Here is a 24239-nt window from a genome sequence, read left to right on the forward strand (position 1 = left end):
TATCGTTGTAGATAGCGTACATAAATAGTTCGTCTTTTTTAAATAAACAACTCAAATAAATAGCTTTACTCAAATATAGAAAGACAATTTCAATTATTTTTTCCTAAATGACGTAACGGCTTGGTCAACTTCCATAATTTTGAATTTTCTATAGCCACTTCCCTTTAAAATTAATTTACAAGACATTATCTTTAATTAGTTCATTGATAACGCGCTGAGTGTTCTTATTATCAGCAAATTCATTGATTCTTTTATAATTTTCTTCTATTTTTTCAGGTATTTCATAATTTTTATCAATAATTTCTTTAACGGTATTAACTAGTTCATTTTCTGAATAAACAATTGTGCCTGGGGCGTTATATTCATTAACTGGCGTTGAACCTCCGTAATGCTCAATAATGGAATCAAACTCTTTCCAATAAAAAATAGGATAGGCCCCATGATAGGTGGCATCTAATATAATTGAAGAAATATCGGTAATATAAATTGCAGAATTTGTTAACGTGTCTGTTGGGTCTTCCACAAAAATATTTTGATATTTTTTAAAATGGGACTTAGCAAATTGAGAAAACTTATTATGAGCAGCGATTTGTAACCTATCTAACATACCTGCTTTATCAAAAGCTTCTATGACATCAATTAATGATTGATAATAAGAAGTTTGGGTGATCTTGCCATTAAACACTTCTCCTTCTTCCCAAGGTCTCCACGTTGGCATATACGTTATTTTTTTTGCATCTTTTTTCACTCTAGCTCCGTCTAACTTTGGTAAACCTGTTTTCATTATATCAAAATCATTATACCCCATAACATTAAACTCTTGCGCCTCGACATCTGAACTAACTACTGACTTCACTATATTATTTGTCATATTTTTTTTATGAAATCCACTAATTTTCGGATCATCATGAGGTTTCATGAATATAATACCGTGCTGCAAAAAATAAAGAGGAGTCATTTTTATTTTCTCATTTAACTTATCATTAAAAATTCTCGTGTTAATTACATGATTACTTAATTCACTAGAAATAAAATGATCTGCTATAAAAACATATAAATAATTTCTGAAACTAAATCGCTCAACGATTTTATGCCCCCACTTTTGCTTCATTTCTGAATATTGTTTAGACCTTTTATCTAAAATAAATACATTTTTAGAGTTAAGTTTTTGCTTAGCTACAGCTTCGAATATGCATTTTCCGGATTCAACTGCTTTAGAAGCTTCTTTTTCAAAATAAACATTTATATTGCGGTTTTTATTCAAAATTTTGTAAAGTTTTGCTATTTTTTCAGCAAATTTTATTTTTAACTTATGATTTGCGTTATATATTTTTAATTCAGGTAAATTTCCTATCGATAAATTATCACCAGCATTTCTACGTAAAATTATTGCATGTTGATTGACATTAAAGGAAAGTAAAACAAGTTTTTCATCTTTGAATTTAGAAGACTGGTGTAAAGGGTGTAGTTTTTTATTATTAATAGCAACAAAAATTGTATTATGGATATTTTCTAATTCTTGTAATTTATCAATTCTTAAGTTCGCTAAAAAGCTTTCACCATTCCAATGTAATTTTGTTAAAAACATGCCTGCTTTTGTAATTAATGTATCAGGTCGTATATTTGTGTTGTACTTTATTTTGCCCTTCAATTCTATATGGTCTTGTTTTTTTTTCGCTATTACGTTACTACTTTTAAATAAAAGAGCTTTTTCTTCGTCTGTTTTTATACTTAATTTTTTATTATGTTCGTTAATTATGTATAAATTGTTATTTATTTTTAAGTAAATCGCCTCTTTGACCGCTAACTTGAATTCTTTAATTAATTTGATATCTTTAAATCGTTTTAAGTCATTAACTCGTATAGTTTGCTTTAAACTATCATAGCAAATTACTAATTCGTTCGCGCTATGAAAATCCAATTTTAACGAAGAGGAAGTTAGGAAGTTAATGATGTTTGTCTTGAAAGCAAAGTCTAATTTAGAATTAGTATATTCTAAAAATGTTATGCAGTTTTCATAAGTAATCTTTAAATAAATCGCTGGATCACCTGACATATTCTCTTCATTAAGGAGAAATGGTTTTCGCCCCACCACAAAAGGTTCATATCCTAGCTCCCACATTTGTTCCGTGTAAGTATCGATGATAGCATAACTATATCGCGTCAATCTCGCCTCAAAACGGCTATGAAAGTTTTCAATTTTTAATTTTATGCTTCCTTCTGTTGTACCGTTTATATACGGCGTCATATATAGTTTACTATCTTTTATATGAATATAATAAAATATTGTTTCATTTTCTATGATACTAATTAAACCGTTAGGTAGTTCTACCTGTGCTAATTCATGCTCGTCACCATCCAAATATGTTTTTTCAATTTCTATCTCCATTAGATTATTTAAATGAAAAGTTATTAAATCAGGTAGTTCCTGTTTAATATAGCCATAATCAACATCAAACTTAACCACTTTTATCATTTTTCAGTTCATTCCTTACTATTAACACTTTTTCTTTTACTAAATTTTATTTTCCATTCAAAGGCCCCCTTCAAATAGCTACATACCATAGAAGGAGGACCTTATTTATGAGCCTTGTACTTCATCTATCTTGCTTAAAATAGCTTTATATACTCTTTCGCTGTTTTTATGATCGATATGTTCAAATAAACTAGGTCCATCTACATTTTGTATTATATCATTTGTTTTTATAATCTCTTCAATATTATTTATTAACTCAGTTCTATTATAAGCAATCTTACCAATAAAAGTTTCTTCTATAGGTCTAAGAATACCTTTTCTAAAAAAGCGTTCAACATCAAAATGAAAAAATATAACAGGTTTATTCATGTAAGAAAAATCAAAACTTATACTACTATAATCCGTTATTAAAAGATCATGTTCAATTAATAATTCTTGTACTGTTTTTTCACCTAATTCAATATACTGGATTCTTCCTGGCACATTATCCAAGTGATACTTAAAAAATTCTTGAGCTCTATAATGAGGGTAAAAATTGACTTCTACATTGTATTTATCAAGCAATGTTTCAAGTTCTTTATCATTTATTAAATTTAAATATTGTTGCATATATTCACTATTATTAAAAGCATAGTCACTATTTAACCAATCTCTCCAAGTTGGCATAATTAAAATTTTTTTTACTTTCTTATCAGGATTTAATGGTAAATTATCAAATCTAGGAAGCCCAGTAACCGCTACATCTTTAGGTTGATAGCCTAATTGATTGACAACTATTTTATATTTTTCACTATTACTTGTAACATCGAATAAATGGAAAGGCAAATCATAATACTGTTTATGATATTCTACATTTTTTCTTCCTAGGACTCCATGTTGTAAAAAAATTTTCACAGTATTTTCATACCCCCAAAAACCTCGAGCCGTTTTATAGGGAAGTATATTTTCTAAATCATGAGTAGAGATTAATACATTAGCCTTCGCAGCAACTTCATAGTGTTTTTGTGAACCAAATATTATTATATTTTGTAAATGCTTAATACGTTTAAAATCTTCAGACAGCTCATCAATAACGTAATATACTTCAACATCTGTATTATCTTGTAACCATTTAAAAAGTTGAATGCCATTATCTTGAGCAGTATCTGTTCTTTCACCTATCAACCATATCTTATCGGACTTTTTCCCATTCTCTAAGATTTGGTATTGTTTGTCCGTTATTTCAAATGATTCTACCTTTATATTTTTAAAAGGAGTTAATGTAAACATATAGTATACTTTTTTATCATTAATCTCTTTTTTCCTCAAAGTAAGGTAGCTATCTTTCTTATAAACCTCTTCTTTAAATTTAATTTTCTCCTTACGAATTAAGTCTTGATTATCGAAAATGGAAATAAATATATCTACTACATTTTTAGGAAGAGTTTTTAAAGTTTCCAGCTTATCATAGGGAATTTCTATGTCTCGCTCTCCTCTTTCAATTGCGATATGATAACTATTTTGCGAGGCTCTTTCCTCAAAGGTTAGATAGTATTGAAATCGTTCATATATCTTACTTGGTTCAAAATAAATACTTAGTACTTGATCATTTACTGCATTTACTCCCGCCCTAAATTTAGGCTTAGTGCTAGTAATTGTTATTCCATTTTCCTTTTTTAAATTCAGTTGATAAATTTGCCCTTCAAAGGAATAGTAATCAGTAATATTTACTTTATTTTTGCTATCCAATAAACAATAAATTTTATTACCTTTGAGTGTATTATAAAAGACCATTAATAGTTTTTTCTTATTCAAAGTCTCAAAAGTATCTATTATCAAGCTTCCATTAAGATTTCCTTTAACATCAGTAGACGGTAGATACTCTAAATTTGTTAAATCACTATCAATAATTGCAAAAGAACTAAATTGATAATTGTTATCAAATAATTTGTCTTCTATTTTTACATTAATATTTAACGAAACCTCATTTAACATAGAGGATACCTTTAACGAAGGTACTTCATAATGACTAGTAGAGATAAATAGTCGATTATTTAACCATTCATAATTCATCATTAAATAATACGTTTCATCTCTATTCACAAAATGAGAAGAATACATTTTGCCATCAAATACAAGATATACATAGTATTGCTGGTCTTCTACTTCGGTTTGTATCTTAGATAAAGACATTTTATTGTTAAATACAGGGATTTCGATCTGTCTTGTACTATTTAACAAAATAATTGAATCTAAGTTAGTTTCAAATTCGAAGCTTATATATTCTTCATTTAACTGACGTATACTTGCATTTTCCCATTGCCCAAATAAGTTATAATCTGTCTTATATTTATTTAACATAAGACTCTTATCTACTTTTCCTATGTATATTCTGTCATTTATTTCAAAAACATCGTCTACTTCTTTAGACATAACCAACCATAACTTTTTACTTTTATAATAGAAATCAAAAGTATTATTATTATTTAAAAATCGTGTATCTACTTGAGCTTCCACTATATTTTGTGAAATTTTCTTAAAGCTATAAGAAATATTAGAACCGTTTAGTTTTAAATAAAAGTCTTTATTATTAAAAATAATAAAATTATCCAATTTAAATTGCATGACAAGATTTTCTTTATTTAATTTAAGATCATATAGTTCAAATTTTCTGCGTAAAATACGTTTCACTTTACTTAACAAGAATTACCCACCTTCAAATTATAAATATATTTTAACTACTTAATGGATTTACGTCAATATTCTGGACACATTTTTCGAGAGTCTTTTTTCGAAACGAATCCACTCTAGAGAATGTCATCATTTCCGCTTAATATCAAATGGAAAAACGTATTTGACATTAAGCGGAAACGATGACGAGAAGGCCTCGTGGATAAGTTCCTCAAAAAAATGTGTAGGAAGCTCTAGACCTACGCCAACATTTTTGCTTGATCTTCCGCTTGCTGGGGCGTCAGATAGTTGATATTCCCATGAATCCGTTCGCGATTGTACCAACCATTAATATATTGGAATAAAGCGAGACGGGCATCGTCAAAATTTTTATAGTGCTTCAAATAAACTTCTTCCTTTTTCAAGGTCGCATGAAAAGATTCAATCCCTGAATTATCATAGGGCGTTCCTTTGCGACTGTAAGAATGATTGATGTGATACTGAAGGAGAAGATTTTCAAATTCATAGCTCGTATATTGCGTGCCTAAATCTGTTTGTAAGATGAGTCCCTTACCATCTTTTAATTGTTGATTTTGCATGGCTTGCTGAAAAGCATTCACCACAATTGAAGTTGTCATTTGTTTGCCATAAGAATAGCCAATAATTTTACGAGAATACAAGTCCATGACAGAAGCTAAATAGGTCCAGCCTTCTTTTTGGGTATGAATATAGGTAATATCTGCACTCCATTTTTGGTTAATCGAAGTCGTAGAGAAATCTTGTTTTAAGAGGTTCTCACGGGATTCCACTTTTTCATGATTGCTTGCTGGACGATATTTTTTTCGAATAATCGAGTGAATGCCAAGTTCTCGCATCAATCGTTGCACGCGCTTTAGACTGACTTTCCATCCTGACTGTATTAATTGATGCGTGATCTTAGGTGCGCCATAACGGCGCTTGCTTTTCTCGTAATTTTGTAGAATTTCTTTTTTTAATTGTTCGTTCTTTTGGCTCCTTTGGCTCGGACAACGGTTCTTGGAGGCATAGTAAGTTGACTTTGATACCTCGAGTACGTTCGTTAATGTTCGTACGGGGTATTCTTGACGCTCTTTATCAATAATTTCATAAATCAACGTGTCATTACTTACTCTTTCGTGAATATGGTGATAGCTTTTTTTAGGATATCAATCTCCTGTTTCATACGATGCATTTCCTTCTCCATTTGATGAATATCTGCCTGACTTTTGCCGGTTTCTTCATCCGGGGTATACGCTTTTTTCCAGTTATATATCGTTGCTTCTGAAATCCCATATTCACGTGCCAAAGAAGGAACACTTTGTCCTTGTTCATTTAATTGAAGAATCAATTCTCTTGTTTCTTGGTTGTATTGTTTTGCCATCATTGAACATCCTTTCATAGAATATTATAGTACTCTACAAAAATGTGTCCATAAAACTAACCTAACACCAACCACTTAAAACCCAATAATATATTTCTTATTCATTTTGTTAACAAAAATTAATGCATCTTTTTTTCAATTAATTCTGCAATCTGTTTTGAAGCCTCTCCCCTTTCCCAGGATGTGTACACTCTGGCAAAATTTTCAACTTGTTCTGTCAAATGAGAAACTATTTTTTTTGAGCTATATTGCCGCAATAAATCATAAAAACTTTCTTCATCTTCAGCTATAGGGCCTGGTACCTTGTTATAATCAAAATAAAAACCACGTAATTTCTCTTTGTAATGAGCTATATCATAAGGATAAAACAACATAGGTCGTCGTAGTATTGCAAAATCAAACATAACAGAAGAATAATCTGTAATTAATAAATCACTGATCAAATAAAGTTCATTGATATTTTCATGTACGCATACTTTCACTCGATCTTCAAACCCTTCAGTGTCGATTGAATCTCCAACTAAATAGTGAGGACGAATAACCAAGGTGTCTTCTTGATCCAAACAATTTAATAGTTTCTTTAAGTCAAAGGGCATATAAAATTTATAGATTCCTTTTTTGATAAAATAATCATCACGCCAAGTTGGCGCGTAAAGGATAACCCTTCCTTCCTTCTTCCCGATAATTTTTTCTTTCAATTCATTTTGCAAACTTTGTTTATTTCTATTATTCACTAGTTCATCATTTCGCGGATAGCCAGTTTCTAGTATGTCATTTTGAAATTGAAAAGCATGTTTAAAAATATGTTCAGAATATTCGTTTGGTGCGATTAAATAATTCCAACGGCTCGCTTCAAAAATGAAATTATTTTTATATTGCTCCGTATTGGTGCCTGGCATCGCTACTTCTTGAATATCAGAACCCAGTTTTTTCAAAGGCGTTCCATGCCAAGTTTGAATATATATTGTTCCGGCATTTTTTTTTAACCATTGCGGCATTCTTGAATTAAATACCCAAAAATTTGCCCTAGTAGTCATCCATAACCACTTAACAGAAAAACGGGGAATCAGATTTAACTCAGGATATTGACGTCTTGCTTCATCTAGCTCTCTTTTTTTTATTCCCCAATATAAATTATTTTTATCTACATGCTTAACCAATTCTTGATAAATCGCACAAGGATTATCCGAAGGAAGTTTTCCATTGAACGTTTCAAATAATACAAGATTTTCTTGAATAGGAAAAACGGACGCTGTAAAATTAAAAATAATTTTGTAGATTTTACTAATAATCTTTTTTATCATTGCTTGTTCTTACCTTCCACCATAAACTTTTAAATACAAATACTGGTAACTGCGTAATCCGTCGCAACCTTTTCGGATCGCTCAATGATCGGTATAACCATTCCAAATGACACCGAATAAATATCTTAGGGGCACGTTTCACATGTCCGCTCAATACATCTAAGCTTCCGCCTACATCTTGAAAAATAGATACATTCAAATACGGAATATTTCTAGCAAGCCACTCTTCCTGTTTTGGAAATCCCAATGCTACAAATAAAAAATCCGGATTTGCTTTATTAATATTGGCCACGACTTCTGCTTCAGTCAGCTTTGTATACCCGTCAATTGTACCACTAAGTGTTAAATTTGGATAATCTTGTTTCACTTTTACAGCAGCATCTGAGACAACTTCAGGTCTTGCGCCATAGAAAAATACACTTTTTTTATTAAGATCTGCATAGGCTAAAAAACGCTGCATTAACTCAATCCCTGCTACACGTTCTTTTATTTTACCTGCCGTTAATTTAGACACTAACACTACACCAATACCGTCTGGAATACGATGTGTACTTTGCTTAATAAACTGGTTTATCATCGAGTAGTTCTGACTTTCCACAATCACCTGAGGATTCACACTAATCGCACTCATTTTTTTTCCAGCCTGCATATACTTTGGCAAATCGTTGATAATATCATCATAGGTAATAGCATCTACAGGGAAACCCCAAATCTCTTCAGTTATCATATATTTTTTTCACCCATTTTAGTAATCTCTGCCCTGCATCTCCAGTTACATACTCATTCCATAATTGATTAAACGAAGAAAAACTCTGATTTTTTGAATGTTTAACAGCAGAAATCAATGCCTCTTCTGTTTGAACGACTTCTCCAGGCGCCCATTCCATGAAATCCTTCTCAATGCCTACCTCTTTGTCATATTCCTCATAGTCAAAACAAAAGAAAATCATTTTTCCTTTAGGATTGGCTAGAGAATATTCAAAAGGAACGGATGAATAATCCGTAATTAAACAATCTACTGATGGTAATAACTGAACTAAATCCAAATTATAGAAATCAGTTATAATATTGGGCTCATTAATTATTTCGTCATGATCTTTATCATGCGGATGTAACTTTACCATAATTTGCCATTCATTACCCAATTGCCGTTGTAAATTAGAAAAATCTAAAGGAATTTTCTTTTCTCTTTCTCTGTATGTGGGGACATACAAAATCGTTTTCTTATTGTTAGGGTAATAAGAAGAAAACGATTTCTTTGCTTTATCTACCCAAGACCGGTCAAAAAAAAGATCCGTTGGTAAATAACCAAAAGGCAATGTATTAATTTTTTGATGGTAATTTTCGGCAAAAATGCTCGTCATTTTTTTGGAGCTGACGACATAATGAGTAAACTTATCATAAACGTTCATATATCTTTTTTTATCTGTTTTCGTGACATTTTCTGTATATTTTGCTTCAAGACCGAAACTCTTAATAGCCCCATTAGCATGCCAAAGTTGAACAACTTTTGTACGCGAAAAAAATGAAATTCCTGCTAAAAAAGCAAAATAATTATCACAAAAGACCAACCGACTACCGCTGACAATAGGGACAATTTCTTTTAATAATATAGAAAAATCATCAATATCAAAAATAGCACATCCCTTTTTTTGGTAACCCATTGCTATCATTTTACTGTCTCTGGTATAACAAACCACCAGCTGGTTCGGAAAGTTTTCATAAAGCAACTGTAAGGCATATTTACTCGATGTAGAAAAACTAAGTAAAAATACAATCTTGTCATTTTCTTTTTTTACTTTTCTACTGGCACGATGCACAAGTTTAAGATAGATTTCTTTACTCGCTAAAACAAGTGGATTACTCACAAACTCACCCCTTTGATCCATTTATTCTTTCTAATTTTAACTGAAAACAACACAAAAATAAATTCTTCTTTATAGTAAAAAAATTTTAAATTCACTTTATTCGCTTAATTTTGTTCGCTAAAAAAGCTATAATGAGTTTAACATATTACTTGAGACAAGAGAGGACATTCTAATGGAGAAACTAACCCTCTATATTGAACAAAACGAATTTATCATTCATACAGAAAAAACAGATTTATCTAATTTAAGAGTTTGCTTAGGTGATCAATCAAAGTTTTTTAAAAAACTTACAGCAACCACTTGGTCAATTAGCGCCGAACAACTGCTTTTACTTTGTGCTAAAGAAAATAGAACACGATTATTTATTTATTATACTGACAATAAACAAGAAATCGACGGAACCAAGTTTGATGTTGAATTTGGCCAATCGTTAACCTTAACAAGCGATAAAAGCATTTTTTACGCCTATATTAGCTTAGACAACAAAATTCGAATGAGTATCAATCAAAAACCGTCCGCTAGAAGTTATTATCTATCAAATGAACCAGTAACGATAAATACTGTAAATAATAATATTGAATTCACCTTGTCCATCCAAAGCAAATTTGCCCCCTTATCGAAGGCGAATCTTGTACTGCTTAATCGACAAGAAGAATATACACTAGAAATCACGAACACACAAATAGATTCTATAAGAATCCAGCCAAATGTTTATCAAAATAATTGTGTTTTTCATATCTCACCAGAATTATTTTTTAAAATGCTACGTCCATTTTTTAATTATAATGAATTTGATACTACATTAGTGGATTTTTATTTTACAATTAAAATCAAACAAGGTTCAGTCACAAATTATAAATTTCGCATTCCTTTTTCAGAAAGGATCGAAACAGAAATATGGTGTTCTTACTCAGTTGAAAAAATGTCATCGCTTTTTTTGTACCAAACAATAAATGGTAATCTGTCTACTCGAATAGCACTTCTAGATAATGAATCTTACAAGGAATACCAATCATTATTGAACACTACAGAAATGAAGGACAACAAAATCGTTTTAGTTTGTGAGTATCCCTATAAGGCACAAGATAATGGTTTTTATTTCTTTCGGTATTTAATGACAAAACAAAATAAATTTGTCCCTTATTATATAATCACTGACGATTCTAAAGATTTAAAAAAGCTCAAGCCTTATATGGATCATGTTGTCATTTATAAAAGCAAAGAACACATTCGTTTACTCTTTGAAGCTACTTACCTTATGCATACTCATGCATCTAATTATGTACTTCCCTTTTTCTCAAAAGAACTAGAAGCTAAAAAAAACGCTATGAAAAAAATATTCTTGCAACATGGTATTACGGCTGCAAAGAATATGGAACCTTTTTACGGAAGAAAAACAAATCCAAAGTTAACGGACAAAATTGTGGTTTCTTCTCAAAGAGAGCTACAGCAAATACATGAGCAATTATACTATCCGCCTGAAGATATAAAGATCACTGGATTAGCCCGTTTTGATGATTTACTGAAGAAAACGAATCTGATAAAAAATCGCCTATTTAAAAGAAAAATATTGATTATGCCCAGTTGGAGAAAAGATCAAGACAAACTTACCAGTGAAGAATTCCAGCAAACAACTTTTTTTGGTTACTACTCCGATTTGATTTCGGATCCAGCATTGGAAAAATTGGTAAAAGAAAATGGTCTAACGATTAATTTTTATTTACACAATAATTTTCAAAAATATAAAGATTTATTTCACTCAAATTTTGTCAATATTTTAAATGCAGGAGACCAAACGGTTCATCATTTATTAAAAAAACACGGGGTTTTAATTACGGACTATTCAAGTGTAGGACTGGATTTTGCCATCCAAAGAAGAAAAGTGCTGTACTTTCAATTTGATAATGACCAAAAAGAAATCAAAGAAAATTTAGAAAGTAGCCATCTATTTTTGCCAGGCCCTATTTTTGCAACAAAAGAACAATTACTTCCTGCAATTCAGGAGGCTACAGAAGATAATCGCCTGGAATCAGCTTATGTGGATATTGTCAAAACCCAACTGTATCCATATTATGATAGCAATGCCTGCCAAAGAATTTTTCAAGTGCTAGAAGAATTGTGAACAATACCTACAACGAGTGCGAAAAGTAAAAACCTTCTTCCATTATCTTAGGAAGGAGGTTTTTATAACATACCTTTTATTCAGACTTTCAACTAAAGAAATAATTATTGCTCATTGGATATTTCACATCTGCAATATCTACAGTTACTAATCGACTATCGTCTATTTTCTCCTGGTCAACAAGCTCATAATTCTCCACTTCAAAAACAATGCTTGCTCCATCCACACTCTTTACATTTCCAATGAAAGTTCGATGAAAATGACTGGGTTGGACTTTATAACGTTCCCCAACTTGGATATTTTCTAGTGTATTCATTACATTTAACCCCCTAACCAAAGATTATGAAACCGTTACTATAATATATATTTAACATGTATATATTAAACATACAAGGTTTTTTATAAAAAAAGTTTTTAAATTTATCAAATCCAAAGGTCATATATACCAATTTTAGGGTTTATTATTTTTTTCAGCTTATATTTTCTTTTTTTCAATATGAAAAAATATAGACCAATTGATAAAGATGGACGAACTTTTTAGACTGCAAATCAATTAATCGAGTAGGAGACTAACCATTAATTGATTAGTCGACCTCTCACACCACCGTACGTACGGTTCCGTATACGGCGGTTCAATAATTTAAGCTTTTATTTCTCAAGGATTTCAATGAAATCCTTGAGTTTCCATTGTTTGAACTTTTCTTTGCTGAAGATTCTATTTAGAAGTTTTGATTTTGAAATTCGCCAATACTGTTTCCGGCTATTCGCATACGTCATGGCCTCTTTATGAGAGGCCCCTCTTGCCTTCAGTTGGCGGTATTTCGTATCGACTTTCTTCCATCTTTTCCAAATCAAGGCTCGCAACCTATGTCGTAAGTATTCCATCTGTTTAGCTAGGAAAGTTTTTAGTTCTCCGTCTTTATAGTATTGAATCCAACCTTGGGTGTACTGATTGATGGTTTTGATCATCTCATCTAGCGTGCCCACCCTTTTTCGGTTCGTCAATCTTTTCAGCGTTCTTTTGAACTTTTGTTTGGCCGACGCTGTGGGTCGGCTCTTTACTTTCCCTTATCTTTTCTCATACGATAGCTCAGGTATTCTAATTGATGCGCCTTAATGATTTGGCTCTTTTCTTGATTCACCGTCAATCGTAATTTCTTTTCCAGGAATTGGGTAATACTTTCTTGGACTCTCTGAGCGGCCCGCTCGCTTTGGACAAAGATAATAAAATCGTCCGCGTATCGAATAAACCGATGGTTTCTTCTTTCGAGTTCCTTGTCCAATTGGTCCAGATAAACATTGGCTAAAAGAGGAGAAAGCGGGCTCCCTTGGGAGGCTCCTTTTGAAGTTGGACGAAGAATTTCGCCCTCCATTACTCCTGCGTTTAAGAAATTCCAAATAAGTTGGAGAACGGCCTTTTCTTCGATGTACCATTGCATACGATGCATAAGTTTCTGATGGTTAATCGTGTCGAAATAGCTCTTTAAATCACAGTCGACAACCACGTCATAGCCTTCTTCATAATATTGGCCTGCCTTCGCTATTGCTTGTTGACAGCTTTTTCCAGGTCTAAACCCATAGCTGTTTTCCGAAAAGGTCGGGTCGATCAAGGGCGTGATGACTTGTAAAATCATTTGTTGTACTACGCGGTCCCGTACGACGGGGATGCTCAATTTTCGTTTCTTGCCGTTTCCTTTAGGAATTTCCACACGTTTTGTTGGTTGTGGGCGATAGGTCCCTTCTCTCAGCTTTTGTACAAAGGGACGACGATACTTGTTCAAATGAGATTTGATTTCAGATACCGTCATATCATCGATTCCCGGTGCTCCTTTGTTCTTTTTGACTTTCTCGATCGCTCGATCTATATTCATTGAGCTGACGAGTTCGTTCATTAATGGAAAGCCACTTTGGTTCATCATCTTATTGTCGTGCTCCCTTACGCGCTCCTCATTTCTTCTTTTGCTTCCAGCTTATCCTTCCACGAGTGAGCTACCTATCGGTCTTTACCACGGTATTGGCTGCGGTCCTGGTGAGCACGTCCACCTCCTTGTTTACTTCAAAGTTATTATTGTTCAGTCCTTCATATCCATAGGATACTACTATGACCTTGGCTGACTTCTGCCTATTCGTTGTTACTACGATTTCTATCGCTAGGCAGACCTCCTCGGGTAAGGTGCGATAACTTTCCACTCACGTCACCGCCTCATTTACTGTATGGGATTCGGGCAGTATTGGACTTTGCTTTGTTTTGCAAGCTCGTCCGTCCCAATTCAGCCTTCTTATGAGATTCCTGTTCGTCAGTGCGAGTGTTTGCCTCCAGCTTCCTTCAGATTCCGCCTCACGACGGACACCCTTGCTTTTAGCTAACAGTTCCTACTGCCAAGCCTGTAGTGGACTTTCACCACCAAGTTATCGCCCATGCCGAGCGCACAAAAGGCCTAGAAGCTTTCTTATGAAGTTTCTAGGCATCAAAATAATTTTTATTTCTCTAAGACTGTCTCTATTACTCTTTCTGAAGCTTTGCCGTCATCAAGTGCACAAAATTCTTCATAGAAACTCTTATATTTCTCTTCATATTCATACATAACCGCTTTAATATTTTTTATTCGGTCAATCACCTCATCTGAAGTATACAACAGCGGACCTGGTAAATCGTTATACACATCAATATAAAATCCGCGTAATTCATCTTTATATTTTGCCAAATCATAGGTATAAAACAAAATAGGACGTTTTAAATTAGCAAAATCAAAAAAGACTGAAGAATAGTCTGTAATCAAAAGATCACTTACAATAAATAAATCATTAATATCATTATATTTTGAAAAGTCAAATGCAAAGCCTCCGTAGTTACTTAAATCTAACACATCAGAAATAAAATAATGCATACGCAGAATAATGACGTATTCATTTCCTAACTCTTCACGTAGTCGTTCAAGATCTAACCGCAAAGTAAATTTATATTTTCCCACAGAATGAAATTCATCATCACGCCATGTAGGAGCGTATAAAATAACCTTCTTGTCTAATGGTATACCCAATCTTTGTTTAATTTCTTGTTCATCTGCTGCCGTATGGTTAATCAAAATATCGTTTCTCGGATAGCCATAGGTTAAAATATTCTCACGCGGAAACATAAACGCATTTATAAAAATATCTTCACTATATTTATTATCAGCAATTAAATAGTCCCATTTTCTAGACTGCTCATAGAATATTTTTTTATAGTTTTTATTAGCTGAAGTAACATTATCCATATCAAACACTAGATGCTTTAAAGGCGTACCGTGCCAAGTCGATAAAATCACTTGATCTTGCTTTTTCTCAAGATAATTAGGTTGGCGCATATTCAAAATAAAATACTTCGCAATTGTCACATAATAAAAATATTGCCAACTAAATCGAGTAATTACTTTAACATTTGAGCGCTGGAATTCTGGCGACTTTTCAACTAACTCCTTATCATTTAAAATCCAAACATGTTTCCATTTATCAGGTTCTTCTTGTAATAGATAATTAAAAAGAGCTTTCGGACTATCAGAATAGTTCCTACCCAAAAAGCTTTCATATAAAATTGTTTGATTTTTAATCGGTAGTTTGGAGAAAATATTTTTTTGAATACTTTTTTGTCGATAACGTTTCTTTTTAGGACTCATAAAGCGTAAGGCATTATAAACAATCACGCGACTTCTACTCAAACGATAGGCAGTTTTAAAATTACCGCTTTGAATACTATTGATTTCAGGTTTATGCCTTTTTTTGATACTTATTGGTTCTGATTCAATTTGTAATAATTGATATAATTCTTGATAAATTGGAAGGATATCTTCAAAAGATACTTTAAATGAATCATTTGTTACGACCTTATATAGGTAATAATTTTTAGCAGCATTTTTCACCTTTTTTGTAATGATATCATTATCACTTATTTGTACGGCTTCGTTAAAAGCTTGAACTCTTTTTAATTGGCGATCCTCTCGTTCGATTTGTGACGCAGAAGGTTCATTGATTGGATCATTATGAATTGACTTATAATATAATTTTGTTGATGTTTGTTGTATCACATCTACTATACTATACAGACGAACTAAAAACGGTATATCCGCATATAAATCATTCTTAGTATCAAAAAATAACTCATTTTCAAGCAAAAAATCTCTTCTTATAATAAAACTATGTGCCTTTAGATGATAACTTAACTTTGCAAAGTATTGTTCAGCAGTAAAAGTACTAAAATTATGAGAAATCACATCATAGTTAAATAAATCTTCTATAACTTCATTCTCGTTAGTCGTTTGAAGGTTTTTATCATCTAACCATTTACTTAAATTGTTTAAAGTATTGCTACGATAAAATGGCTTCTTTTCTAATCTTAAGGCAGACGCCTTATCCAAATCGATTTTAGTTATTCTGAGTTTAAAAACGTCCACCGAATCCCTATTTTCATCGATCATTTGCATCCATAAAAAGTACATATTCACCAGCCGACGCACGAATTCCTATGTTACGAAAATTCGGTATTGTTTCTGATGAATTTTCAATTATACGATAGTTTAAATTACTCTGTTCTAGATAGTTTACTAAAAAAGCTGATTGATTATGGATAAAAATCACTTCAAAATCCTGATAAACTTGGTTTTCTAAGCTTTCAATACAGTACTTTAAAAACCTTGGACTATTATCCTTATACGGGATAACGATCGAGAAATTCATATAATCACTCTTTTCGGATGTATTTTCCTCTTTGATCAAAATATTATAATAGTAAAATAACAAAAAAGCAATTTATTATAATTTAAGCTTTAAGTTTTTTTATAATTAACCAAAGTACAAAGATAAACCACGATAATATCGAAAGAAAAAACATATAATAAAATAAAAACGAACTATTATAATTGACTTTTAAAACATTATCTCCTTTTTTTGGTTGAACTAGTAACGCGCCAACTTTATTTGTTTTTTCTTGTACGTTGGTTATTTTTTCACCGTTAAAAATAACGCTAGTACGTCTATAGATTATTAAAGGTAATAGAGTTTTCTCGCCATTAGATTGCCACGAAAAGACCAATTGATTATTCTTTACTTTTTTAGTTAATATTTCGTTCATCGGATTTTCGATAATTGCTCGCTTTTGTTCCCCATAGGGATGAAAATCTTTATCATAAGCAAGGTCTTTATCATCTACTGGCAAATAATCCGAGTTCACTTTGCTAATTAAACGTAGAGGCGCCCCTAAATCTTTTGACTTAAAAGCTTTCTCTAAGGTATTAGAATCTTTTGTTGCAAAAATAACGTTGTTTGTTGAATTAAATAATTCCGTTTGCCAAATTTCTTCTCGCTCTTTTGAAAAATCAATATGATTTCTAACTGCGCCTATAAGCATTAAAAGTAGAAATGGATAAATTAAAATACGGCTATCTATCTTTCTTTTTTCACTGGAAGATATTGTTTCTATTGAAAGACTCAATGCCAAGATAATTAAAACTACTGCCGGCGGCAAAAGTCGGCTCGGAAATTGTATAATTGAAATACTGGGAAACCTATTTACAAAATCATTCCAAGGAAAAACTTTAGTTGATAAAGCAAACCACATAAAAGCTGTAATAGTAGCCAAAAGATTTGTTTTACTCATTTTCCTATAAATAATTATAAAAAATTGGACAACAAATAATAAACAAACAACCAAGGAAAGATCTTTGTAAGGTCTAATTAAATCTAATCTAAGTGCATGATTTTCCATATTCCAAACAACGAAGGGTCTCATAAGTTGATTTTCCATATTCACTTCTAATAAAGGATACCAGACATTCGCAGTCATAAATATTGTGGCTAAAGCAGCAATAAAGGTATACATAAAAAGCGTTTTTTTATTTTTTGAATGTAAAAAGCCAAATACAAAGAAAGGGATTAGAATAATCACAGAAAAAAGAACTGTCAAAACATGTATTTGAATAGCTAGTGTCATAACAAAAGCTAAAAATGCCAAATCTTTTTTTGAATAACTCTCTCGTAAAAACCTAGTTGCTGCTAAAACAACTAAAGGCAATACAATAGCGCCCCAACTTCTAAGGGTTTGATCAAACGACCAAGATTGGATGATATAAAAAGAAGAGTACATAATTGAAAATATCAAACAAATAAGTGCCCTTACCTTATTTTTTATCAGCAAAGTAAACATACTAATAGCAGACAAAAAAGTAATCAAAAAATTAGTAAGTAATTGATAATTAAACCAGGAACGACAAATCAATAAAAGAAGGCCATTAAAATAAGCAAACATCGGCCCATATAATGCATTAATAATCCGGCCAGATTGCGAAAAACCATACATTGAAATAAAGTAATGGAAGTTCCCTTCTTTAATTTGTTGTGCTGTATCATAAAAACGATTATAGTGGAAGATCCAATCATACCCTAAATACAAATTTTGATTACTAATTTGGACCCATTGCAATAAAATCGAAGCAATAAAGATAATCATCAAAGAAATGAATATCCGTTTTTTACTAGCAGATAAAGACTTTTTCATGTGGACCTTCCTCTATATTTTGATGTTATTTCTTTTTCATTATTATACCCACTAGTGGTGCATGAAACATTTTAAATTCACTTATTATGTTTCACGCTATTTCCATCCATAAAAAAATCCTTTATACTGAGCTTGGATGACTTATCCAAGACCAATACAAAGGACAACAACATGGATAAGTATAAAACAATTTCAGCTTTTAATAAATGGCTTTCGAACATAAATTTCAAAAATTTACCTTTTTCTATTCGTGAGAAAATTTCGCAAGCCGACAAGTATCATAAAAAGTTTGATTTTGAACACTTTTTGAAAGTGTTTCTCTATGGCATCGACAATGAGTGCGAAAGTTTACGTGAAATAGATACAGCGTTTGTTTCGCCTGATCTACAACAGACCATGGCGTTAGATTCGATTAGTCATTCGCAGCTTTCCCGTGAGCTCGCCCAGATGGATGACGAAATTTTGTGGGCGATCTTCGCCCAATTACTGGAGAAAGTACGGTCAAAAATACCGGTGACCAAACGAAACGCACTCTATATCGTGGATTCTTCCACCTTTCCGTTAAATACCACTCGGTACCCTTGGGCGGACTTTCGCTCAACCAAAGCGGGGATCAAACTGCACTTAAAACTCTGTTTTATGGGTAAAGAACACTTGTATCCGGATCAGTTTGAAGTCACGAATGCGGTAGAACATGATGACAATCACTTAGAAGTTTTTGTCAATCAACCGGAAGCGACCTATATCTTTGATCGTGGCTATATTGATTACGAGCGACTGGACGAGATGGAAGCTGACGGCTACTTTTTCGTCACAAGAGTGAAGAAAAACGCCAAAGTTCATGTCCTAGAAACTTATGAACCTTCTCAGAGTAAAAACATTTTGCGTGACCAAATGGTAGTGTTAGGCACTCAGGTTTATTTCACTTCCCCGTTTCGCTTGGTCACGATTCAGGATGAAAAAGGAAAACAATTACGCTTTGTCACCAACCGTTTTGATGTGACCGCCCAAGAAGTGGCCGACATGTACAAAGCGAGATGGCAAATTGAACTATTTTTTAAGCATATCAAGCAACATATGACGATTAAAAAGCTATTTTCATACAGTGAAAAAGGGGTAAGCAATCAAATCATTCTCGCCATGATTGCCAGTCTATTGACGTATTTACTCAAAGTAGAGACAGGAAGTAAGAAATCCCCGTTCCAAATCAAGCGCCTATTAAAACATCTGCTTTTTCAACCTTTTGAAGAATTGTGGGTATTACTCGTTCCTACGTGACGAAATAGCATTTGTCGTCGTTGCAACAGTATTCAGATAAATAATGAAAAAATTTTTTCTGGAAAAGTCATCCCTTGCGTAAGCATTTGATTTTTTTGTCATTTTTTAGAAAAAGTTAAAATCTGAATATTCTGATTATATTAATGCACCATTAGTGTACTATACCATATATTTGGATTTACGTCAATATTCTGGACACATTTGATTGTGGTGGATGCTTTTCACCAAGCTTTGCAAAATCAACAATTAAAAGATGGCAAACATTTGATTCTCCAAACGGATTTAGGGACGCAATATACGAGTGATGAATTCGAAGGGCTTTTAGCTCAGTATAACGTTCGCCATTCCTACAGTCGCAAAGGAAGCCCCTATGATAATTCAGGGATTGAGTCTTTTCACGCGACTTTGAAAAAGGAAGAAGTTTATATGAGGTACTATAAAAATTTTGACGAAGCTCGTCTCGCTTTATTCCAATACATTAATGGTTGGTACAATCGTGAACGGATTCATGGGAATATCAACTACCTGACGCCCCAGCAAGCGGAAGATCAAGCCAAAATGTTGGCGTAGGTTTGAAGCTCTCCTACACATTTTTTTGAGGAACTTATCCACGAGACCTTCTCGTCATCATTTCCGTTCAATGTCAAATACGGTTTTTCATTTGATATTGAACGGAAATGATGACATTCTCGAGAGTGGATTCGTTTCGAAAAAAGACTCTCAAAAAATGTGTCCAGAATATTGACGTAAATCCATATTAATAAATCAATAGTTTTTTTAATACGGCTAACTTTGTCGTAGAAATTTAATTTTTTATGACTAGTTCACGAATTTTGTTGTGCGTATATAAGAAAAGTTCCGAAAGGACATCGTAATGATGACTTTTCGGAACTTTTCTATTTAAAAGGAGACTTTTCTTCCAGGTTTCAATTAAATCTTATATTAAAACAACAAAAATTTTCCATATTCATTAAATAAGCATTAAAATTAGTAATTTCAAGTTTTACTAAAATTCAAAAAAGAAATAGATTAGTATTAATCACCTAATTTTAGCTCATTATAGAAATTGTTAATTGCTTTTTTATTGTATTTTTGATAATCAAATCTTTTAAAATTACCATTAAACCTATAGATTCTTATTAAGCCTTCGTACAAATCATTTATTTCCGTTCCATTGGTAAAAAGCCCATAGTCTTCTTGCTCACCTAACACATGAACATTAGCAGGAATATTAGTTGCTAAAATTTTCTTACCTAATGTCATAGCTTCCAATAAAACCATAGGCTGTCCCTCGTAGATAGAGGGTAGTACAAAGACATCATTTTGTTCAATAAAATTAAACGGATTATCAATATACCCTAGTAAATGTACACTCTTTTGGATTCCTAAACGGAATATTTGAGTTGCTAAATTGTCTTCAAGCTTACCTTGGCCCAGAATATATAAATTTGCTTCTGGAACTATTTCCAAAAAATTAGCAAAAGCGGCAATTAGATTCCCATAGTTTTTTTCAGGAGAAAGCCTTCCCATAGTAACAAAATTAAACTTACTTTGATCAAAATTTGCAACAGGAACATCTATCACTTGGTTCTTTTGCTTTTTATCTTCGTTAACCAACTCTTCTTCTTGTTGCAACCTCTCTAAAGCTTTTTCTTCAGAAACCTCACTTATAAACCTACTTTCTACCCAAGCTAAAAACTTACCTGCAATTTCTCGCACTTCATAAAATTTTCGTGATTGAACAATCATAGTAGCGCGAACCTCGTATATCTTCTCCGGTTCTAATAAATTATCTTTTTTTCTTTCAAATGTTGTTCCAGGACAGTGACTCCAACATTCACCTTCCTCAAAAAATAGTTTAGTTGGCATAACGTATTTTTGACACTTTTTAAATTCTTGAGAAATTCCAATATTTTTTCTTTTATTTTTTAGTAAGAAATAAAAGATTAGTGGATTAGAAAAGCTTATATCGTGTATTCTGCCGATAGCTTTCCCCTGAATCCAACCAATAGGTTTATTATTATATATAACTCGATAAAATTTACCAAAAGAGGTCTCAACTTCTTTATCTAAAAAAACATAACTATTTTTTAAATACATAGTTTTTGTTACACGGTCTCTTTCAAAAGCATGCTCAACCTTTTTCCAGATGAATTTATTCTTTTTGTTTAGTACTGTAGCAACCTTATGACAATTTTTTGTGTTAAAAAGTTGAATCGTATTTTCTAAGTACTCTCCTAAAATCCATCCTGTGTAAATTCCATCAACTAAGCATTTGTAATAAGTAAATCCATTAAATTTAACCTTCGCTATAAGATGAATAACATTATCTTTTGTTAAGTTAAGTAAATTTTCATTTTGTGAATTAATTAATCTATAAAGACTACTGTATAACTTATACTGACCACCAATTTTTATTTTCATAAACTTATCAATACGAACTGGAACGATATTTTCAGAAAGACTATTTTCTGAGTAAGCACACGAATATGAATGATCATTTTCTCCCAATATTGCTCCAGCATTTATCGTATTAATTGAATAACCTATTTGACTATCATTTATAAAATCATTTAATTTTTTCTTGTTTATTTCCATAGTAATCGGGGAAACACTTAAAATTCGGTCAAACTTATAATAAATAGAAAATAATGCAGGTAAAGATTTTTTGTGAGGTTTTTTCCCATTTACAACTTTTTGAGAGTCTGAAAGTAAATCGTTATGTTGATATACAATATATTTATTTGCTTTCGCTCCAAGAATCAACTTTGCCCAAAAAAAGCCATAGCCGCTAAAATCTATTGCCACATCAAAAGATAAATTTGCTAGTAAACGATTCGCTTCTCTTCTAAAAGCAGTATCAGGATAAATATTTTTTTTATCTGAAGGTAAGGTAAATTCTTTAATTTGCCTATTTCTAAACTCTTCCATGACTGAATAAATTGCTGCCCCCGGTTTAAAAAGAACTCTTGCGTTTCTATTTATTCTTCTTATGTTTGTATTACCATCTTCACCACCGGGTTCAGTGAATACTGTAACATCATAATTATTGTAATCTATATTATTTAATAAATTTAAAAAACTTGATGTTATACCGTTTTTTGATAAGTTCCCTGGATAAATAAGTAATTTAGTTTTCATTGAATTTATATCAAGAATTCGACCTTCTTTGGAATTAAAATCCTGACCAAAAAAAATGTAGTTAATACATCTTTGAGTAACTCCTCCATCTTCATAAGGAACAAATTTTTCTTTAGCTTCTTTGTATTTGTCTTCATAAGTTGAAATAGTCTCATTTATATTTTTAATAATTCTTACTACTTCCATCATTGTTGAAGCTACAGGTCCTGGTAAATCTTTTTCATCTAAGTACATCCCACGTTCATCATCATATATATCTTTATCCCATGCGTAAAAAATAATAGGTTTATTAGTAACCAAAAAATCAAAAAAAACACTTGAATAATCAGTAATTAGTAAATCCGTCCACCCTAAGACTTGGTTAGGATCAAGATAATCAGGTATAAGATACTCATTTACTTCTTTTCGATCTTTAACGTACGGATATACATAAGGATGTACTTTAACGAGTAGCTGATATTCATTAGCTATTCTTTTTCTTAGGTATGTTGTTTCAGCAACTATTTGCTCTATATCAGCTATAGGATCTTTAATAGATGTTCCTTTCCAAGTTGGCATATAAAGAGCAATAGGCTTATTGTTTGTTAATTTTACTCCAAAATTACTTAAAAATTTAATATTATCATTTAAATTGGTTTTAAAAGTAAAATCGATCCTAGGGTAGCCTGTCTCTACGATTTTTCCTGGGTAAATATCCTTTAATTTATAGCTGTTCGAAAATAATCGGGAAGTATACGGACTAGGGCTCAAAAAGTAGTCAGTCATTAATAAATTACGAATAACATTTTGAGAATGTTTGGGATTTCCTGGTATATCATAACCCATGTATTTCAGTGGTGTTCCATGCCATGTGTTTATGTATACTTGGCCATCTTTTTTACTAAAAAAAGACTGGAATGTAGCGTTAGTTATTAGGTACTTGGCTGTTAATAAGTAATCAATGTACTTCTTTGTATTTCTAATAACAAAAGTAACTTTTGCTAAGCAATCTTCCGGAATTATTGTCTTTATATTTGTAGAGTCTCCATCTATAACCCAAACGTGCTGGATATTTTTAAACCGAGAGTCTCTACATAAGGAAATAAAAAAAGCTAATGGACTACCGGTCAGTGATTGTCCGTCTCGAGACTCATAAAGAATAACGTTGTCTTTTATAGTACTTTTTTCATAATTCTTTGCATAATAATTCCGTAATTTAGCCATTTCATTTTTATGAAGCTTATCATAAGCTCCCTTAAGCATTTTTAAATTTTTCTTCGTGTGCATTATATTATCCTTGCTCTTTTAAAATTAAATTTTTTTCAAACATCAATTATTATACTTACAGAATTTTACTGTGTCAAACAAATCTTATAGTTCGTATGTGTCAAGTTTATTGAGGTTGAATAAAAAAACCGTCTTTGGGGCAGACACAAAGTTATCTTTCAACCTCACTTTCGTTCGGTTTGCCCTCATCCTCTCTAACAAAAACAA

At 32.0% G+C, this 24239-nt stretch carries 15 protein-coding genes and 1 pseudogene; 3 read left to right on the forward strand and 13 right to left on the reverse strand.

The features are described from left to right. Positions 1 to 175: 175 nt before the first annotated feature. The 6 genes from C7K42_RS03200 to C7K42_RS03225 all read right to left on the reverse strand — a co-directional run bounded on the left by C7K42_RS03200 (position 176) and on the right by C7K42_RS03225 (position 9696). Positions 176 to 2476, reverse strand: a complete 2301-nt coding sequence (locus tag C7K42_RS03200) for a CDP-glycerol glycerophosphotransferase family protein (protein WP_103099812.1) — start codon at positions 2474 to 2476, stop codon at positions 176 to 178. Between the two features lie 105 nt (positions 2477 to 2581). Next, positions 2582 to 5158: a CDP-glycerol glycerophosphotransferase family protein gene (locus C7K42_RS03205; RefSeq protein WP_200811706.1), complete on the reverse strand. Its 2577-nt coding sequence runs from the start codon at positions 5156 to 5158 to the stop codon at positions 2582 to 2584. A 227-nt stretch (positions 5159 to 5385) separates the two neighbouring features. Further along, positions 5386 to 6527 (reverse strand): IS3 family transposase gene (locus C7K42_RS03210; RefSeq protein ID WP_103092152.1). Its coding sequence is split into 2 segments (ribosomal slippage): positions 5386 to 6296 and positions 6296 to 6527, totalling 1143 coding nucleotides; the frame shifts between segments, so codons are not numbered across the junction. Positions 6528 to 6643: 116 nt separating this feature from the next. Next, entirely contained in the window at positions 6644 to 7828 is a 1185-nt protein-coding gene (locus C7K42_RS03215; RefSeq protein ID WP_103099815.1) for a CDP-glycerol glycerophosphotransferase family protein, read from the reverse strand. Then, on the reverse strand, positions 7809 to 8555 hold the full coding sequence (locus tag C7K42_RS03220; protein ID WP_103099816.1) for a WecB/TagA/CpsF family glycosyltransferase: 747 nt from the start codon (positions 8553 to 8555) through the stop codon (positions 7809 to 7811). The genes C7K42_RS03215 and C7K42_RS03220 overlap by 20 nt, the downstream gene beginning before the upstream one ends. Then, a complete protein-coding gene (locus C7K42_RS03225) occupies positions 8545 to 9696 on the reverse strand; it encodes a CDP-glycerol glycerophosphotransferase family protein (protein WP_200811707.1) in 1152 nt (383 codons plus the stop codon). Before C7K42_RS03225 ends, C7K42_RS03220 begins: the two co-directional genes overlap by 11 nt. A gap of 172 nt (positions 9697 to 9868) precedes the next feature. Here C7K42_RS03225 and C7K42_RS03230 point away from each other — a divergent pair, with 172 nt between their 5' ends. After that, entirely contained in the window at positions 9869 to 11818 is a 1950-nt protein-coding gene (locus tag C7K42_RS03230; protein ID WP_103099818.1) for a CDP-glycerol glycerophosphotransferase family protein, read from the forward strand. Positions 11819 to 11906: 88 nt separating this feature from the next. Here C7K42_RS03230 and C7K42_RS03235 read toward each other — a convergent pair whose 3' ends face one another. The 6 genes from C7K42_RS03235 to C7K42_RS03270 all read right to left on the reverse strand — a co-directional run bounded on the left by C7K42_RS03235 (position 11907) and on the right by C7K42_RS03270 (position 18347). Further along, positions 11907 to 12134: a hypothetical protein gene (locus C7K42_RS03235; protein WP_103099819.1), complete on the reverse strand. Its 228-nt coding sequence runs from the start codon at positions 12132 to 12134 to the stop codon at positions 11907 to 11909. Positions 12135 to 12466: 332 nt separating this feature from the next. Continuing rightward, complete coding sequence (locus tag C7K42_RS03240; RefSeq protein ID WP_014123482.1) at positions 12467 to 12823, reverse strand: group II intron maturase-specific domain-containing protein; 357 nt, start codon at positions 12821 to 12823, stop codon at positions 12467 to 12469. A 53-nt stretch (positions 12824 to 12876) separates the two neighbouring features. Next, positions 12877 to 13737, reverse strand: a complete 861-nt coding sequence (gene ltrA / locus C7K42_RS03245) for a group II intron reverse transcriptase/maturase (RefSeq protein ID WP_014123943.1) — start codon at positions 13735 to 13737, stop codon at positions 12877 to 12879. 561 nt (positions 13738 to 14298) lie between these two features. After that, positions 14299 to 16272, reverse strand: coding sequence for a CDP-glycerol glycerophosphotransferase family protein (locus C7K42_RS03260; RefSeq protein WP_103099894.1), 1974 nt, complete (start codon positions 16270 to 16272; stop codon positions 14299 to 14301). Further along, complete coding sequence (locus C7K42_RS12970) at positions 16262 to 16531, reverse strand: glycosyltransferase family A protein (RefSeq protein ID WP_103099893.1); 270 nt, start codon at positions 16529 to 16531, stop codon at positions 16262 to 16264. Before C7K42_RS12970 ends, C7K42_RS03260 begins: the two co-directional genes overlap by 11 nt. A gap of 82 nt (positions 16532 to 16613) precedes the next feature. Continuing rightward, a complete protein-coding gene (locus C7K42_RS03270; protein WP_014125001.1) occupies positions 16614 to 18347 on the reverse strand; it encodes a hypothetical protein in 1734 nt (577 codons plus the stop codon). 171 nt (positions 18348 to 18518) lie between these two features. Here C7K42_RS03270 and C7K42_RS03275 point away from each other — a divergent pair, with 171 nt between their 5' ends. Continuing rightward, positions 18519 to 19625, forward strand: a complete 1107-nt coding sequence (locus tag C7K42_RS03275; RefSeq protein ID WP_014125002.1) for an IS4 family transposase — start codon at positions 18519 to 18521, stop codon at positions 19623 to 19625. A 204-nt stretch (positions 19626 to 19829) separates the two neighbouring features. Beyond that, positions 19830 to 20195, forward strand: a pseudogene (locus C7K42_RS03280) (transposase); the annotation flags it as partial. Positions 20196 to 20660: 465 nt separating this feature from the next. On the opposite strand, the gene C7K42_RS03285 reads toward C7K42_RS03280, so the two are convergent. Continuing rightward, entirely contained in the window at positions 20661 to 24032 is a 3372-nt protein-coding gene (locus C7K42_RS03285) for a CDP-glycerol glycerophosphotransferase family protein (RefSeq protein ID WP_014125004.1), read from the reverse strand. Between the last annotated feature and the right edge of the window lie 207 nt (positions 24033 to 24239).

It is taken from the genome of Tetragenococcus halophilus subsp. halophilus DSM 20339 (assembly GCF_003841405.1).
Taxonomy (GTDB): Bacteria; Bacillota; Bacilli; order Lactobacillales; family Enterococcaceae; genus Tetragenococcus; species Tetragenococcus halophilus.